Raw genomic sequence first — 15,843 nt, 5'->3', positions numbered from 1 at the left:
ACCGAGGTCGTTTGCGACGGCACTTTACGAGGTAGGTCCAGCCCCGCAGGGCTTGAATCCTTTGTTGCATCATCAAGACAACTTGCTTTTGCAGCCGCCGGGGTCCACCCGAGACTCATCTACGGATAGTCTCACCGCCGGCTGAAGCCCGGAACGACAGATAACGCGCATCCCGCCAACCCACCAGCCGTCCCAGCGCCTCGACGGCCTCGAAATCCGCGGAGCCCATATCCGTCGACAGCCAGCGGATGAGTAGTCCCGCGTCCCCACTGGACCGCACGGCGGATCCGAGGGCCAGGTCCAGCTGGTCCCGCAGCAGTTGCACGGACAGGGCGCCCGAGCGGCTGAGCAGGGGAGCCTTGTACGCCTCCAGCGCCTCCGCGACACGGCCCTGGTGCAGCAGCCGCAGCACCCACCCCGAATCTGACCGACCGGTCAGGCCTGCGACGAACCGGTACGGGTTCGACTCCACCGCATCGCCCAGCATCGAGCGGACCCGGAACATCTCGGTGCGGATAGCCTGCGGCGTGCCGGCATCGCCATACAGCTCGTAGGCCAGTTCCTCGGCGCTCCAGCCTTGGGCGCGTGAATCCAGCAGCGCCAGGATCTCTGCCCGGCGCAGGGTCAGCGGCACCCGGCTCCCGTCCCGGAACACCGCGGCAGGCTTGTCCCCGAGCAGTTCCAGCGACTCAACAGCCGCAACCGGCCGGCGGGCGGCCTGCCGGGAGGCACTCCGGACCGGCGAGGCAGCCAAGGAGGTCCCGCCGTCGGGCGTTCCCAGAAGAGCCTCCGCAACCCGGATGGCGCACCGCACCATTCGCAGGGTGTCCGCGCTGATGGTGTCCAGCGGTCCGGAGACGTCGAGCACGCCCAGCAGCCTGCCCGTGGCCGGGTCCGTGATGGGCGCCGCCGTGCAGGCCCACTCATGGTGGGTGCGGACCAGGTGCTCGGCGGAGAACAGCTGCACGGGCCGGCCGGTGACCAGCGCCTCGCTGATTGCGTTGGTTCCGATTCCGGCCTCGGACCAGTCGGCCCCTTCGGAGAACTCGAGCCGGTCCGCGCGCCGCAGCACGTCCGGGCTGCCCACCCGCCACAGGATCTCGCCCCGGGCGTCGGTCAGCACCAGCAGGTGCCGGCCGGAACTGGAATCGTCGGCCAGCAGGTCGTTCAGCGCCGGCATGACCTGCTGCAGCCGGTGCTCCTGCCGCAGCGCCAGGACATCGGAGACGTCATGCAGGTGCCGCGGGCTGTGCTGGTCCGGGCTGATGCCCAGGGCCATGGAGCGGCGCCACGAATCCGCCAGGCCGGTGGGGATCTCCGGGCGCGGGACGCCGGAGATGACCAGTTCGTGGGTGCGGCGCAGGGCGCGCGAGTACTTCGCCGGGTCCGAAAACCTCAGGCCGTAGTCCAAAACAGTGTCCTCCTCACCGGCGGCGTCCTTGCCGGCAGTGACCGTGTAACGCGGCTGTTACCCCCACTGCGTTCCAATAGTGATGCAGCTCACGCCCGTCCCAGCATAGCCCAGGCGATTCCGGCGGGACGGGGCCGCCGGGACCACCAGAGACACGGACCAACACAAAGGAGTGGCAATGACCGAAACACCCACCGCAGCCGCGCAGGCCTGGCTGACGGAACTGGATACCGCCCTGCAGCGGCGCGACGTGGACGCCGCGCTGGAGCTCTTCGAGGACGACAGCTACTGGCGCGACTTCGTGGCGTTCACCTGGAACCTGAAGACGCTGGAAGGCAAGGCGGACATCCGGCAGATGCTCGAGGCCACGCTGGACCCCGTGCAGCCCGCCAACTGGACGTTGGCCGAGGACGCCACGGGCGATGCCGGCACCGCAGAAGCCTGGATCACATTCGAAACCGCCGCCGCCCGCGGCTACGGCCACCTCCGGCTACGGAACGGCAAATGCTGGACGCTGCTCACCACCATGCAGGAGCTGAAGGGCTTCGAGGAGAAGAAAGGGACCCGCCGCGAGAAGAGCGTGGCGCACGAGATCTTCAAGGGCCGCCGCTCCTGGCTGGAACTCAAGGAGGAGCGCGAGGCGCGGCTCGGCTACGAGGAGCAGCCGTACACGGTCATCATCGGCGGAGGGCAGGGCGGCATCGGCCTCGCGGCCCGGCTCCGGCGCCTCGGCGTCCCCACCCTCGTCATCGAGAAGAACCAGAAGCCGGGCGACTCCTGGCGGAACCGCTACAAGTCACTGCACCTGCACGACCCCGTCTGGTACGACCACATGCCCTACCTGAAGTTCCCCGACGACTGGCCGGTCTTCGCCGCCAAGGATAAGATCGGCGACTGGCTGGAGCACTACACCCGGATCATGGAGCTGAACTACTGGGGCGGCACCGAGTGCCTGGGCGCCGAGTTCGACGACGGCACCCAGGAATGGGTGGTCAACGTCGTTCGTGATGGGGTGCCTGTGACCCTGCGCCCCAAGCAGCTGGTGTTCGCGTTAGGTGTCTCCGGGTACCCCAACATCCCCGCGTTCGACGGCGCGGGGTCCTTCCTGGGGGAGCAGCGCCATTCCTCGCAGCACCCGGGCGGCGGAGACTGGACCGGAAAGAAGGCCGTGGTGATCGGCTCCAACAACTCCGCGCACGATATCTGCGCGGACCTGTGGGAGCACGGCGCCGAGGTCACGATGGTGCAGCGGTCCTCCACTCACATCGCCCGGAGCGAGTCGCTGATGGACCTGGCGCTGGGCGACCTGTACTCCGAGAAGGCTTTGGCAGCCGGGGTGACCACGGAGAAGGCCGACCTGCTGTTCGCGTCGCTGCCGCTGCGGGTTCTGCCCGAGGCGCAGGTTCCGGTGTACCAGGCGATGGCTGCCCGGGACGCTGAGTTCTACTCGCAGCTTGAGGCCGCGGGGTTCGTTCTGGACTTCGGCGTGGACGGGTCCGGGCTGTTCGTGAAGTACCTGCGGCGCGGCTCCGGCTACTACATCGACGTCGGCGCCTCACAGCTCATCATCGACGGCCGGGTGCAGCTTCGCTCGGGGGAAGTTTCGAAGATCACCGGCAACGCCGTGGTCCTTGGTGATGGCACCGAGCTGGAGGCTGACCTGATTGTGTACGCCACCGGCTACGGTTCCATGAACGGGTGGCTGGCGGACCTGGTCTCTCCCGAAATCGCGGACAAAGTAGGAAAATGTTGGGGGTACGGCTCGGACACCCCGAAGGACCCGGGCCCCTGGGAAGGGGAGCTGCGCAACATGTGGAAGCCCACCAACGTGCCCAACCTCTGGATCCACGGCGGCAACCTGCACCAGAGCCGGCACTACTCCTCGTACCTGGCCCTGCAGCTCAAAGCCCGGATGGAAGGGCTGGAAACGCCGGTGTACGAACTGCAGCCCACCCACCACACGCGCTGATTGCGGTGGCCGGTGGTTGGGCTCAGCAGACACCGCTGAGCCCAACCACGGCAGGCCGCCGTCGACCCCTCCGACGCTCTCTCACTAGTCCGAAAATGGAGGGGACGTGACCGCGGTCGGTGCGCACTGGTGCACCCCGTCGTGGTCTGGCGGGTGTTGGTGTTGGTATGAAGACGGGTAGGGGTCAGGCTGCGGGTGCGAGAGTGACGGTGTAGCCGAGGGCTTCGAGCTGGCGGATGTGGTTGCGTTTGCTGGTCTCTGACGGCCGCGCTCCTATAGCTTCGTTCGGAAGCCGATCCTCCTCTAAGTGAGCTGCGGGAGACGAGTGAGCCAAATATTGCCGCGAAAATCGAGCCAAATAACTCTGCGATTCACAGATTTCGGTGGCGTGGCGCCATTTTTCGAAGGACCGGCCCTGGGCGTTCCACTTCCTAGGAAATGAACCGCCCTTTGAACGTTGTAGGAATTCAACAACGGCCCGGTCCAACAGCCCGTGACTGTCACTTTAGACTGGCGGTTTTTCACTGTTCAATCGGCGGTTCTATCTGATGCCGATGGCGAGGTTGAGCAGGCACTCCGCGGATTCCCGAATCGTGTCATGGTGAAGTGCCGAGGCCATTTGTGGGTGCGGCCAATGCGCAGGCGCGGGGCCCCTCCGTAAAGTCCCCGGACGGCGAGGAGATCGGCATCGGAAGTTCCCCGCCAGTGTGGCCGGACCTCCAGAGCCTCCTACCTGCCGGTGTCGGGAAGAATCAGGCCGGGACTTGGTGGACGATGTCGGGAGCAGACAGCCCCTCCAGCCATGCCACCGCGGCCGGACGCGACGTGAAAAACTCCTGGAGATTGTGCTGGCCGCGCCGCATCCAAGCGGCAACGACCCGGTCAAGATTCGTTGTCCCCACTATGGCGACGGAGGAAACGAAGCGGGTGTCCCGGTAGTCGTTGCAGGCTTCGACAGTCAGGTTGACGCCGATGATTTCGATCAGCAATGGCAGCTTCCGGCCAGCACTAAGAAGCTCCACGGCAAGCACAGATTCCGCAGCGTCTTCGGCCTGAAGAATGGAACCGGGCACCCAGATCAGATGAAGGGTCCCACCGACATATAAGCTCAGCGTCCCTTTTCCACCTGCAAGCACGATCTCCGCCACGGAATTCCCCTCTGCGACAGAATAGCCGGAGAACGTGTGCCCCGATAGGTCTCGGGCATGGCGGATGCCAGGAGCAGTGCAAAGCCGCGGGATCAACAGGCGATCGTTCAGCCTACTAGTTTCTGCCGCTTCTTGACCTCGGAAACGGGCAGGCGTACGTTACGGTTAGTCGTCGATCCGAAGGGGGTGCTCGCCAGCTTCGCCTACCGGGCTCGCCGGCAGTCGCATGCTCGAGAATCACGCCGATAGCCGCGTGCCAAGACTCACGCAGCATAGGTGCATCCGGTCTCCGCCGCTGCAGCAGGCCTGTCGGCCTGCTCCCGGACTCTCCTCCGGCCCGCAGCGGCTGCATCATGAATGTCCCGCACAGCCGGAAGGGTGGTTGTGCCAAATCCCTGATCGTGCAGGCATGCTCAGGGCGAATGGGAGTCACCATGGACAACAACGCATTTCAGGCCCTGCAGGAAAAAGTACGCGGCCAGGTCATCACTTCCGACCACCCTCTCTACGACGCCTCACGGACCGTCTATAACGGCATGATTGACAAACATCCCGCAGCCATATTGCGTGTTTCGCAAGTCGCGGACGTCATCGCGGGAGTCAACTTTGCCCGCGACGAGGGCCTGGACCTGGCGCTTAGAGGTGGTGGGCACAGTGCGCCCGGATTCGGGACCTGCGACGGGGGCCTCGTGCTCGACTTTGCCGACCGCAGGGGCGTCCGGGTAGATCCTACTGCCGCAACGGCCCGGGCTGAAGCCGGCACCACCTGGGCCGACTTCAACCACGCAACAAACGCCTTCGGGCTCGCAACAACCGGCGGCATTATCGGATCCACGGGTGTTGCTGGCCTGACACTCGGCGGCGGCATCGGATACCTCGCCCGTAAGTATGGCCTGTCCTGCGACAACCTCAAATCCGCGGATGTGGTTACCGCAGAGGGGAAGTTCCTCACAGCCAGCGCAACCGAGAATGACGATCTCTTCTGGGCGTTACGTGGCGGCACAGGAAACTTCGGCGTCGTCACTTCCCTGGAATTCGACCTGCATCCCGTCGACGTGGTGTACGGCGGCGTGGTCATCTATCTGCTCGAGCATGCTGGGGCTGTTGCGCAGCTGTACCGAGACTACATTGCCACGGCTCCGGAAGACATGGGAATCTTCCTCGGATTCCACCAGGGCCCGCCGGTCCCCTTCCTGCCAGAGGAGCACCACGGCAAGCCCGTGGTGGTTGTGGTGGGTGGCTGGACCGGTCCCCACGATGAAGGCGAGCGGCAGTGGCAGCAATTCCTGGATGTCGCCCCAGTTGCTGGGTCATTCGTCGGGCCCCTCCCTTACCCGATGCTCAACACTCTGTTCGACCCCCTTCTCCCTAAGGGCCTCCAAGCATATTGGAAGGCGGAGTTCCTTCCAGAGCTAAGCGACGATGTGATCGGCGTTGCCCAGAAATTCGGAGCCGGCGTGCCCAGCCCCCAAACGGCCAATCATTTCTATCCCATTAATGGCGCGGCCCAACGCGTAGGACAGGATGAAACAGCCTTTCCTTACCGGGACGCCAACTTCTCTGTAGCCATCGCCGGAATGTGGGAGTCACCGGCGGACAACGACGCCAACACGAAGTGGGTCAGAGACTACTACCAGGCCCTGCATCCTTATGGGGCCGGAGCGGGTTATGTCAATTTCCTTGATGCTGACGACCAGCCCCGCATCGAGGACAACTACGCAGGCAACTACGCCCGGTTGGCCCAGATCAAGGCGAAGTACGATCCCGGCAACTTGTTCCATATCAACCAGAACATCAAACCGGTGGCCTGAAACGGGGAAGAGTCTTCACTAACTCGACCTTGGAACGTCGTCGGGCGGAACTTCAATATCTTCAAGCAATGGCGAGGCCTGGCCACCCGCTACGACAAACTCGCACTCACATACCGCGGCGGAGCCATCCGCCGAGCGGTCAGCATCCGCCTGACTGCTTTAGGAGACACGCCCTAGTTGAGTGCGTAACAAGCGCTGCTGTTGGAAAAGCACTCACCACGCACCAAAGGACCCCGATCCCCAACACCCACGGCGGTGCAGTCGACTTCTGACATTCGGTGCAGACGCCTTCGGAAACTGACACCATCCATGAAAAAAGAAAGCGAGGGCCGTCACGGTTGTTCAATCAGTGAGACGTCTCAAATCACAAGGGTTACGAGACAAGGAACAAGTCCCACGACTCACTTCTATTCGGGGCCGTAATAGGGGGCCTTGCACTATCTCCCCTTGGCGCCCGAGCGTAAAGTTTTACCACCTCGACGTACAGACACATGGGTGACGGGAGCCTTGGACATGACCGGTTTCGGGATGAGAATGGCGGGCGCGTTCCTGGTCCTTATTGGGCTATTCGCCGCAGGAATAGCTCCGGTGGCAGCGGCTCCGCCGTCCCAGAGTAAGGACCTGGTTGGCATCGACATCTCCTGGCCCCAGTGCGACAAGATGAATACCCTTCCCCTCGGGCAGGCATTCGCGATCGTGGGCGTGAACGGTGGACTGGCCAATAACAACAACCCTTGCTTCGCTGCTCAAATCGAATGGGCTAAGACAAAGACCACCGGGACCGGGAACCACCCTGCCCAGCCCCAAGTTTCTTTATACGTGAACACTGCCAACCCAGGACATGAGGGCTCCTGGTGGCCATCGTCCAACGTCTACAAAGACGTGGCGGTCCCCCCAGACCGCTACGGTGAATGCGTGCCCGAATTCGAAGGCGCAACAAGAGGCCCGGTCGACCTCGCCTGCTCATACGTGTACGGCTACGTGAGGGCTTATGAGGACGCCACTATCCGAGGCGTGACAGACCCCGGCAGCTATTTCTGGTGGCTGGATGTGGAGACGGGCAACAGCTGGCAGACCGGAGAGCCTAACAGCACAGCCCTGAACCGGGCAACCTTCGAAGGGATGGTCGACTACTTCACGACCATCACTACCAACCGTAAGACCGCCGACCTTAAGCCTGCCGGTGTCGGGATTTACTCGACAAGCAATCAGTGGGGAACCATCGCCGGGACCGTGCCATCAAGCAGCCCCTTGACAGGTCTGCCAAGCTGGCTTGCAGGTGCCAGAACGCTGCGGGGAGCGAAGTCGAATTGTTCTCTTCCTGGGCTCACCCCTGGCAGCACGGTAACAGTGACCCAGTACGTGTCAGCCGGACTCGACTACGACTACGTCTGCCCCTCGAAATAGGCAGCGCAACGCGGCGCTCATCTTCGGCATCGCCGGCACTGACGTGCATGGTCTACACAGGCCCCGCCGAGTTGGGGGGGGGGCTGCCTTCGCAAGAGAATCTTCAGGCCGCGCTGCGCTCACGGCCCTAGCTCGTCAGGACTTTCCAGCCGCAGATCAGTAGAGAGCCCGGAAGACTTCCAGGACACACTTCTGTTTCCCTGGTCAGCGGGACCGGCTCAAGACGTGCTGAGACCAGGATCCGGTCCCGCCTTTATCGGCGCGCGCCCCGGGGCGAAAACAGGTTCCCTCCCCAAATAAGGGCGGGGCACGCACCGTTGCACATCATCCGGAATAACCGGCTAACTCCCAAGAAAATACGGAATGCATGCAGCAGTGAACTTGGGAAAGCGCCCCGGCCGCGAGAACCTGCCGCAACCTCTACGGGTCATGGCAAGACGAGCCCCAACCTTGGTGTCTCGAAACCTTTCCGCCTCAAAACACTAGGGATATGAGACGTCTCAACGACTGAAGGAGGGCAACTATGCAGTATGAATGAGGACATGACCAGCAGCTCTCAAGAGAAACCAATGAAGGTATCCGTCTTTCCTGGGATGAATTTCTGGTGGGCTATCCAGTCGGACAACTTCCCGGATGCCTTTCCCGACGGGACGCTGTGGGCACCGCTGCGAGGCAGTTCCGGACAACGGGTTGCCTCCTGGGACGGGTTGCACAACGTCCGACCAGGGGACCTTGTCCTGCATTATTCCCGTCCCGCGATCCGCGGCATCAGCCGGGTGGCCACGCTGCCGGCGCCAGGATTTCCACCGCCCCGCGGATACAAAGAGCCTGCGGACACGGAGGGGACACTGGTCCTCACGGACCCTGTATATGAAGTCCACATCCCGTGGAAAGACGTCCTCGACATTTTGCCGCCGGGACAAGGCCCTCTGACCGCAATAAGGACGTTGAACAGGGGCTACTTCTATAACTTGGACAGCGAAGGTGCTCTGCAGTTGTTGCAGCAGGCAGGGCTGGGGATCACCGATGACCCTGATGAGGGCCGGCACGAAGCCGTGTCGGCCGACCAATACTTTGGTGGTCCGAGCGACAGGTGGACACTAGGGGCCGTCCGTACAGAACAGCGTTTCCTGCGTAACCAGCAGCTGCAGCTTAGGGGCAGTTTCTGCTCGCTCTGCGGACATTCCTTCCCGGAAGAGCTCCTGGTCGCCGCACACATCAAGCCCCGCTCGGCCTGCTCTGAGAAGGAGCGCATGGACACCCGCAACGTCTCTATGCTCGCGTGCCTCTTCGGCTGTGATGCGCTGTTTGAGCTTGGCTACGTTGTCGTCGCTGAGTCGGGCGTCATCGAAGCGGGCAAACCCGGGCCCGGGCAGGTTGGAGACCGGATCGAGGGCCTCGTGGGCCGCAAATGCCGGGCTCATGACGAGCGATCGCGCGGCTATTTCGCATGGCATCGGAAGACCCATTCTGGCAAGCTGATCAAGCAGTCGCAAAGGACTCCCGACCTGCCGCAGCATCCATCACCGTCGTAGGGAGTTCCACACAGAACGTCCCGTGCCACGTCCCAGCTCTCTGTGGCGTCGCAAACGTTCCTCGTCAGACCAGTTCGTCATTGGCAGGCCGAGGTAGCGGTGCCCAGCCACCCTCCGCCGCCACGTAGGAAACGAGTACTGCGTCCGCGGTCACCAGACCGGGAACTGATCCATGCACTCATGCCCCGGCGTGCTATTCGGGCGTTATCGCATGCCGGATGGGTTTGATTCCCAAAGAAATTCCAGTGCAGCGGTGGCGGGCGCACCCATAGCGCGTGCCGCCGTCGAGCGTTACAGCTCCAGCCGGAACACCCACAGCAGCACGTCCTCGCCCGGCACGTACCAGTCCCGCTCCGGTGCCCGCCGGAAGCCCAGCGACTCATAGAGGCGGTGGGCGCGTTCCATGAATGTGGCGCTGGTAATGCTGATGGCCCCGATCCCGGGCAGCTGCCGGGCGTGGTCCACCACCTCGCGGACCACTGCACGCCCCACGCCGCCGCCCTGGCACGCCGGATCAACCACCAGCATCCGGAACTCGAGCTCGTTCTCCAGCGCGATCTCGCTGTACGGCTGGCCGGCGAAGGTCAGCGTCACCGCCGCCACCACCTGCCCGGCGGCCCCCGCGACCCACACCTCGGCATGCTCTGCCCGGTGTTCCACGTCCTCCAGGACGCTCATGTAGGGATGGTCCGCCGTGAAATGGCCGGCGCGGAGGTACGCCTCGCGCGTGATCCGGCGGACGTCCGGAAAGTCCGACGGCGCCGCCCGCCTCAGTGCGACGCTCACCGTACGCCAGCGGTCGCGGCGGTCCGCTCCACGTAATGGCCCAGCTGTGCCAAATCCGGCTGGGAGGACGGATCGCCCACGGCGTCCGCCCCCACCGCGTTGGCCACAGCCAGGGCGCGGCTGTAGTCCAGCCCGCTCCGCAGGGCCAGGACCAGGGCGGCGCAGAATGCGTCGCCGGCGCCCACCGTGTTCGCCACCGTCACGGCCGAAGCGGGAGCCTCTGCCACCCGTCGCCCGTGCTCGAACATCGCGGAGCCGTCCTTGCCGTACGTCACGGCCACCAGCTTGGCCGAGGCGAGGGCGGGGATCAGGGCGTACTCGCTCTCGTTGACGATCACCAGGTCGCAGCGTTCCAGCAGCTCGGCCGGCAGGTCCATCGCCGGTGCGGCGTTCAGCACAAAGTACCCGGCGGACCGCCTGGCGGCCTCCAGCACCACGGGCAGGCCCACCTCCAGCTGGCAGAGCACCGTCTCATCGGGGCCGAACTCCATACCCTCCAGGGAGAGGCTGGAGTTGGCGCCCGGGCAGACGACTATCTGGTTCTCGCCGTCGCGGTCCACCACTATCAGTGCCGTCCCGGTCGCCTCCGGCAGGACGGCCACGTCAGCGGTGTCGACGCCGGCACTCGCCAGCGCGTCCAGCATCCGCTGCCCCTGGGCGTCGGTGCCCACGGCGCCGAACATGCGGGCGCTCCCGCCCAGGCGTGCAGCTGCTACGGCCTGGTTGGCGCCCTTGCCGCCGGGCTGTTCGGAGAGCTCCGCGCCGCCGATGGTTTCGCCGGCGGCGGGAAGCCTTTCGGCGGTGGCGATCAGGTCCAGGTTGATGCTGCCGACGACGGTGACGGCAGGAAGTCGATTGCTCATGGGGAGTCTCTCTCGAGGGGAAGCCGGAAGCGGCCGGATTAGGAAATAGTGTACGGCATGGTTGTACTTGTGCGTCATACATGGTTGTATAACAACTCGAATCGCCATTCCGGACGATCCAGCTCGAACAAAGGAGTTTGATGTGAACACCCCAACGTCTGTTGCCGCCTCCCCGCCGGTCAGCGCGGAACAGCCCGCCTTCGCCGGCCGCCGCGCCGCCCTGCTGATCTCCACCCTGCTGCTCGGCGTGCTGTCCTTCCAGCTCAACGCCAGCATGGTCACCCCGGCGCTGCCGCAGATCGCCGCCTCCTTTGGCCTCAGTGCCGACAGCGCCGCCCCCGTCCAGTCCATGTTCTTCCTGGCCGGCGCCATCGCGGGGCCCGTGATCGGGCGCTGGAGCGACTTCATCGGCCGCCGCGCCGCCCTGCTCCTGGTGCTCGGCATCATGGGCGCCGGCACCATCCTCTGCATCGCCGCCCCCACGCTGCCCCTGCTCGTCACCGGCCGGTTCCTGCAGGGCGTCTCCAGCGCCGTGTTCGCGCTCGCCTACATCGTGCTCAGCGAGAATCTGCAGGCGAAGGTCTTCGGCACCTCCGTGGGCATCATCGCCGCCATCAACGGGGGAGTGGGGGGCGTGGACGGCTACGTGGGCGGGCTCATGGCCGAGACCCTGGGCTTCCGGTCCATCTTCGTCGTCGTGCTGGTCCTCACCGCCATCGCCGCGGCCTGCATCATCAGGATCGTCCCGGCCGGACGGCCTGCCGGAGTGCGCGGTGCCATGGACTGGTGGGGCGCCGGATCGCTCTCGCTGTTCCTGGTGTTCATCACCTACTTCGTCTCCGGCGGATCCGCCGCGGGCTGGACCGCGCCCAGCACCCTGGCCCTGCTCGCTGCCACCATCGCGTCCTTCGCCGCCTTCTGGATGATCGAGAAACGCCGCACCCACCCGCTGATCGCAGTGCACCACCTGCGCTCCCGTCAGGTGTGGCCGGTCATCGCCACCACCGTCCTGACCCTGGCCGGGATCTTCGCCATCATCAACTTCACCGTAGTGCTGCTCAGCCAGGACGCCGGTGCCGGCTTCGGGCTGACCGCATCAGTTTCCGCGCTACTGTTCCTGACCCCGGCCGCCCTGATCGGCGTCTTCGCCGCACCCCTGGCTGGCTGGCTCGCCGACCGGCGCGGCTGGATCAAGACCCTCCGCGCCGGCACCGGGCTGAGCCTGGCGTGCGCCATCGCCGCGGCCACGTTCTCCGACAACCAGATCGCGGTGCTGATCGCCGTCGCTGCCCTGGGCATCTTCTACAACGGCTTCTTCCTCACCGCCATCAACGGGCTCTCGGTGCTGCTCTCACCCAAGGAAGCCCCGGCTGCCCTGCCCGGCATCAACGGTGCCTCTTTCGGCATCGGGGCGAGCCTCGGCGTCGTCCTCGTGGCGCCCTTCGCCGCCCAGGCCACTGCCGCCGGGTACACCACCGCCCTCTGGATCTCGGTGGCCATCACGGCCGCTGCGTTCATCGTCAGCCTCTTCGTCGCCGCCCCCAAGGGCGAGACGGTCTAACCCCCTCTACCGAAAGAGATCCACCGCCATGACCGACACCTTCCCGTTCTACCTGGACTGCGACACCGGGATCGACGACGCCCTCGCCCTGGCTTACCTGCTCGCCGCCCCCACCGCCGACGTGGTGGGCATCGGGACCGTCAGCGGCAACGTGAGCGCCGCCGTCGGCGCCCGCAACACCCTGGACCTGCTCCAGCTCGCCGGCCACGCGCATATTCCCGTGGCGCTCGGGGCCCACGATCCCCAGGCCGGGCAGTTCGGGGGAGGGGCGCCGTGGGTCCACGGGGACAACGGCATCGGCGGGGTTTCTCTGACGACGGCGTCTGCCGGGTTGGCGCCGGAGACCGCCGCCGAGATGCTGGTCCGGCTGGCCCACGAACACCCCGGCACGCTGCGGGTGCTGGCCATCGGCCCGCTGACCAACATCGCCGAAGCCCTCCGGCTGGAACCGGCGCTGCCCTCGCTGGTGCACGAGATCACCATCATGGGCGGCGCCGCACTGGCTCCGGGCAACATCTCGCCGGTGGCCGAGGCCAACATCCACAACGACCCCGAGGCCGCCGCCGAGGTCCTGGCCGCCGGCTGGGACGTCACCCTGGTTCCGCTGGATGTGACCATGGCCAACGTGCTGGAGGAGAGCCACCGGCAGGAACTGCTCGCTGCCGCCGGTCCGGTGCCGCGGGCGCTGGGGGAGATGCTGGGCTACTACTTCCGGTTCTACGAGGGCATCTTCGGCCGGCGCTGCTCCGCCATGCACGACCCGCTGGCGGCGGCGCTCGCGGTGGGCGGCGTCAAAGCTGCGGTGGCCCCGGTGGTGCATGCCGCCGTCGACACCACCGACGGACCCGGCCGCGGGCAGACCGTCTGCGACCTGCGCGGCTCGTACCTGGGCTACCCGGAGCAGCCCGGCGCCCGGTGCCGCGTGGTCCTCTCGCTTGAAGGGGACTTCGCCCCGCACCTGGTGGAGACGCTGCTTTCGTTTGCTGAAAGTACGACGGCGGCTGTCATTTTCAGGAGTCATCTGCACGGAATGTCAGAAGTCGTCTGCACTCCTTGAAGGCGAACGACGATGGCGGCCCATATACGGCCCGATTGTCCTCCGGCTCCAAGTCGCCGCCACAGATGCGCTTCTAGGCCTGAGCCGATGGCCGCGTGCTCTCCCCGCCAGGCAGAGTACCTTGCGAAGGCTTGGATGGAGTACCTTGGCGCCACAGGATGCAAAGTTTCTCAGGCGACGCGGGACGTGGGGTTGGCGTGGACAGCGAGCATTTCGTCGGAGAAGTAAAGCATCATGCCGAAGCAGTCTCCCCTGGAATCGTCCGCCAGATCGTCGGGGTTGCCTCCATCGAAGGCAAGATACCCGTGGTCTTCTCTCTCAACGGGTATTCAGCGGCGGCCCTGGAAGTGGGCCGGAGAGGCGGAGCCGCCCCGGTGAATCGGTGAATCGAGGATAGAGCCTGCTGCTCCCCCTAGCTAGCGGCGAAGGTGGCCGAGTGGGATAATTTGGGCATCCTTCGAATAGGGGGCCATCATGGCCGGCCTTGGTGCTCTTCGACCTGGCCGCCGCTCCCGGGCATCCACGCCCCGGCTCCTGGCGGTTTTACTTGTGCTCGCACTCGGCGTGCTGTTCGCTGCACCCGCAAGAGCAGTCGACTACGGACATGACGTTTCGTGGCCACAGTGTCCGGGCGGTCTTCCGATGCCGCCGGAAGACACGGAGTTCGTGGTCGTGGGGCTGACGAACGGACTCGCGTTCACCGAGAACCCCTGCCTGGACGGGCAGTTCCAGTGGGTGCTCGACCGTGGCGTCCGGGCTCAGGCCTACGCCATGGCTACGTTCCCCACCACCGCGCAATACGACACCTACGGCGACGACGGCCCCTGGTCCGCGAGCACCAGGCCGGACCGGCTGCGCAACGTCGGGTACGCCGAGGGTCGCGCGGCTCTCGCGTCTCTCGATGAGGTGGGATGGCGACCGGAGAGAATCTGGGTCGACGTCGAGCCCCGTCCGCAACAGCCCTGGCCCAGCTCGACATCAGCCCAGCGGCAGGAGAACCGGTACGTCATCTCCGGGCTCCTGGCCGCACTGGCGGACGCTGGGTACCCGCACGGGATTTACTCCTATTTGAGCGGTTGGGAGGCCATCACCGGATCGTGGCAGCTTCCCGACGTTCCCGTCTGGTCACCGGCAGGGCGTCTCGACTTCGCCAGTGAAGCATCCGACCTCTGTGTGAATCGCAGCTTCTCCGGTGGCACCGTCCACATCGCGCAATGGACCGACGGCACCTACGACTACGACATGACGTGCATCGGGGTCTACCAGGCCCACGTCGCGACGATCGGCTGGCAGTCGAGCGTCTCGGACGGCGCCACCGCAGGAACGACCGGCCGGTCACTGCAGATGGAGGCGTTGCGCCTGTCGGTGGCAGGAGACCGCCTGTCGGGCGACAGTCTGTGGAGGGGGCATGTGCAGAACATCGGCTGGCAACCATGGACGACGTCGGCGTCCCCGATCGGAACGACCGGGCGCGGTCTGCGCCTGGAGGCGTTCGAGCTGCGGTTGACGGGGGATCTGGCCTCGCAGTACAGCATCAGGTATCGAGCCCACGTGCAGAACGTCGGCTGGCAGCCGTACGGGATCGACGGAGCCACGGCCGGCACCGTCGGGCAAGGTCTGCGGTTGGAGGCCGTTACGATCGAGTTGGTTCCGAAGGTCGCCCCGGCATTCACTGCCGTGTACGCCGCCCACGTTCAGAACCTCGGCTGGATGGCGAGCGTTTCGGATGGGACCGTCGCCGGGACCACGGGTCGGGCCCTTCGGGTCGAGGCGTTGCGCCTCAACGTGTCCAGCACGGCTTATACCGGGGACATCGAGTGGCGGGGGCATGTGGAGTCGATCGGCTGGCAGCCGTGGACATCCTCGGCCAATCCCATCGGCACGACCGGGCAAGGGCTACGTTTGGAAGCGTTTGAAATCAGGCTGACCGGTGAGATGGCGAACCATTACGGGATCCACTACCGCGCCCACGTGCAAGATTTGGGCTGGCAGTCATGGGTCGCCGACGGCGGAACGGCGGGCACGACAGGTATGGGCAAACGGATCGAGGCCGTGCAGATCCTCCTGGCACCCAGGACCGGTTAGGACACCATCAGCGGAACAAGCCACGCGCCCCGGCCTCGCCCAGGCCATGGACCAACTACGGATCGGTGACACCCTCGTCGTACGGAAGCTGGACCGTCTAGGGCGGAGCGTTAAACCTCGATCCACCGATCCGCCTGGGCGGATGAGCTGAATTCGGTTTCGGCTCGTTGTGCGGGCGAAGGGCGTGCTGGGGTGCCGGGCCTCGCTGCC

The 15,843-nt window shown here is 65.3% G+C and carries 12 protein-coding genes; 8 read left to right on the top strand and 4 right to left on the bottom strand.

Annotation, left to right across the window (positions count from 1 at the left end; genetic code table 11):
* Positions 1–115: 115 nt before the first annotated feature.
* Positions 116–1,411 (bottom strand): GAF domain-containing protein, encoded by a 1,296-nt coding sequence (locus NG696_RS00875; RefSeq protein ID WP_252573558.1) that lies wholly within the window; start codon positions 1,409–1,411, stop codon positions 116–118.
* A 178-nt stretch (positions 1,412–1,589) separates the two neighbouring features.
* On the opposite strand from NG696_RS00875, the gene NG696_RS00870 reads away from it, so the two are divergent.
* Positions 1,590–3,380 carry an NAD(P)/FAD-dependent oxidoreductase gene (locus tag NG696_RS00870; protein WP_252573557.1) on the top strand — a complete coding sequence of 597 codons (1,791 nt, stop codon included), beginning with the start codon at positions 1,590–1,592 and terminating at the stop codon, positions 3,378–3,380.
* A 752-nt stretch (positions 3,381–4,132) separates the two neighbouring features.
* On the opposite strand, the gene NG696_RS00865 is transcribed toward NG696_RS00870, so the two are convergent.
* Positions 4,133–4,528: a hypothetical protein gene (locus NG696_RS00865; RefSeq protein ID WP_252573556.1), complete on the bottom strand. Its 396-nt coding sequence runs from the start codon at positions 4,526–4,528 to the stop codon at positions 4,133–4,135.
* A 434-nt stretch (positions 4,529–4,962) separates the two neighbouring features.
* Here NG696_RS00865 and NG696_RS00860 point away from each other — a divergent pair, with 434 nt between their 5' ends.
* The 3 genes from NG696_RS00860 (at position 4,963) to NG696_RS00845 (ending at position 9,281) form a co-directional block, all read left to right on the top strand.
* A complete protein-coding gene (locus NG696_RS00860) occupies positions 4,963–6,339 on the top strand; it encodes an FAD-binding oxidoreductase (protein ID WP_252573555.1) in 1,377 nt (458 codons plus the stop codon).
* 513 nt (positions 6,340–6,852) lie between these two features.
* A complete protein-coding gene (locus NG696_RS00850; RefSeq protein WP_252573554.1) occupies positions 6,853–7,746 on the top strand; it encodes a glycoside hydrolase family 25 domain-containing protein in 894 nt (297 codons plus the stop codon).
* 530 nt (positions 7,747–8,276) lie between these two features.
* A complete protein-coding gene (locus tag NG696_RS00845) occupies positions 8,277–9,281 on the top strand; it encodes an HNH endonuclease family protein (protein WP_252573553.1) in 1,005 nt (334 codons plus the stop codon).
* Between the two features lie 291 nt (positions 9,282–9,572).
* Here the strand turns inward: NG696_RS00845 and NG696_RS00840 are convergent, their stop codons facing one another.
* The gene (locus NG696_RS00840; RefSeq protein ID WP_252573552.1) at positions 9,573–10,067 is read right to left on the bottom strand and encodes a GNAT family N-acetyltransferase; all 495 of its coding nucleotides are present in this window, start codon (positions 10,065–10,067) and stop codon (positions 9,573–9,575) included.
* On the bottom strand, positions 10,064–10,930 hold the full coding sequence (locus tag NG696_RS00835; protein WP_252573551.1) for a ribokinase: 867 nt from the start codon (positions 10,928–10,930) through the stop codon (positions 10,064–10,066). Before NG696_RS00835 ends, NG696_RS00840 begins: the two co-directional genes overlap by 4 nt.
* A 142-nt stretch (positions 10,931–11,072) precedes the next feature.
* Here NG696_RS00835 and NG696_RS00830 point away from each other — a divergent pair, with 142 nt between their 5' ends.
* The 4 genes from NG696_RS00830 to NG696_RS21160 all read left to right on the top strand — a co-directional run bounded on the left by NG696_RS00830 (position 11,073) and on the right by NG696_RS21160 (position 15,784).
* Complete coding sequence (locus NG696_RS00830) at positions 11,073–12,491, top strand: MFS transporter (protein ID WP_252573550.1); 1,419 nt, start codon at positions 11,073–11,075, stop codon at positions 12,489–12,491.
* A gap of 28 nt (positions 12,492–12,519) precedes the next feature.
* Positions 12,520–13,548 (top strand): nucleoside hydrolase, encoded by a 1,029-nt coding sequence (locus NG696_RS00825; protein ID WP_252573549.1) that lies wholly within the window; start codon positions 12,520–12,522, stop codon positions 13,546–13,548.
* Between the two features lie 642 nt (positions 13,549–14,190).
* Complete coding sequence (locus NG696_RS00820) at positions 14,191–15,633, top strand: hypothetical protein (protein ID WP_252573548.1); 1,443 nt, start codon at positions 14,191–14,193, stop codon at positions 15,631–15,633.
* A gap of 46 nt (positions 15,634–15,679) precedes the next feature.
* A complete protein-coding gene (locus NG696_RS21160) occupies positions 15,680–15,784 on the top strand; it encodes a hypothetical protein (protein WP_445260424.1) in 105 nt (34 codons plus the stop codon).
* Positions 15,785–15,843: the final 59 nt, after the last annotated feature.

Source organism: Pseudarthrobacter cellobiosi, assembly GCF_023913755.1.
Classification (GTDB): Bacteria; Actinomycetota; Actinomycetes; order Actinomycetales; family Micrococcaceae; genus Arthrobacter; species Arthrobacter cellobiosi.
The sequence above is the reverse complement of the archived record's forward strand: the minus strand, read 5'-3'. Positions and strand labels throughout refer to the sequence as shown.

Excerpts from the sequence above, each read along its gene's own strand:
- NG696_RS00870 (WP_252573557.1), top strand. The coding sequence starts at position 1,590 with ATGACCGAAACACCCACCGCAGCCGCGCAGGCCTGGCTGACGGAACTG.
- NG696_RS00860 (WP_252573555.1), top strand. The coding sequence starts at position 4,963 with ATGGACAACAACGCATTTCAGGCCCTGCAGGAAAAAGTACGCGGCCAG.
- NG696_RS00850 (WP_252573554.1), top strand. The coding sequence starts at position 6,853 with ATGACCGGTTTCGGGATGAGAATGGCGGGCGCGTTCCTGGTCCTTATT.
- NG696_RS00845 (WP_252573553.1), top strand. The coding sequence starts at position 8,277 with ATGAATGAGGACATGACCAGCAGCTCTCAAGAGAAACCAATGAAGGTA.
- NG696_RS00835 (WP_252573551.1), bottom strand. The coding sequence starts at position 10,930 with ATGAGCAATCGACTTCCTGCCGTCACCGTCGTCGGCAGCATCAACCTG.
- NG696_RS00825 (WP_252573549.1), top strand. The coding sequence starts at position 12,520 with ATGACCGACACCTTCCCGTTCTACCTGGACTGCGACACCGGGATCGAC.
- NG696_RS00820 (WP_252573548.1), top strand. The coding sequence starts at position 14,191 with ATGCCGCCGGAAGACACGGAGTTCGTGGTCGTGGGGCTGACGAACGGA.
- NG696_RS21160 (WP_445260424.1), top strand. The coding sequence starts at position 15,680 with ATGGACCAACTACGGATCGGTGACACCCTCGTCGTACGGAAGCTGGAC.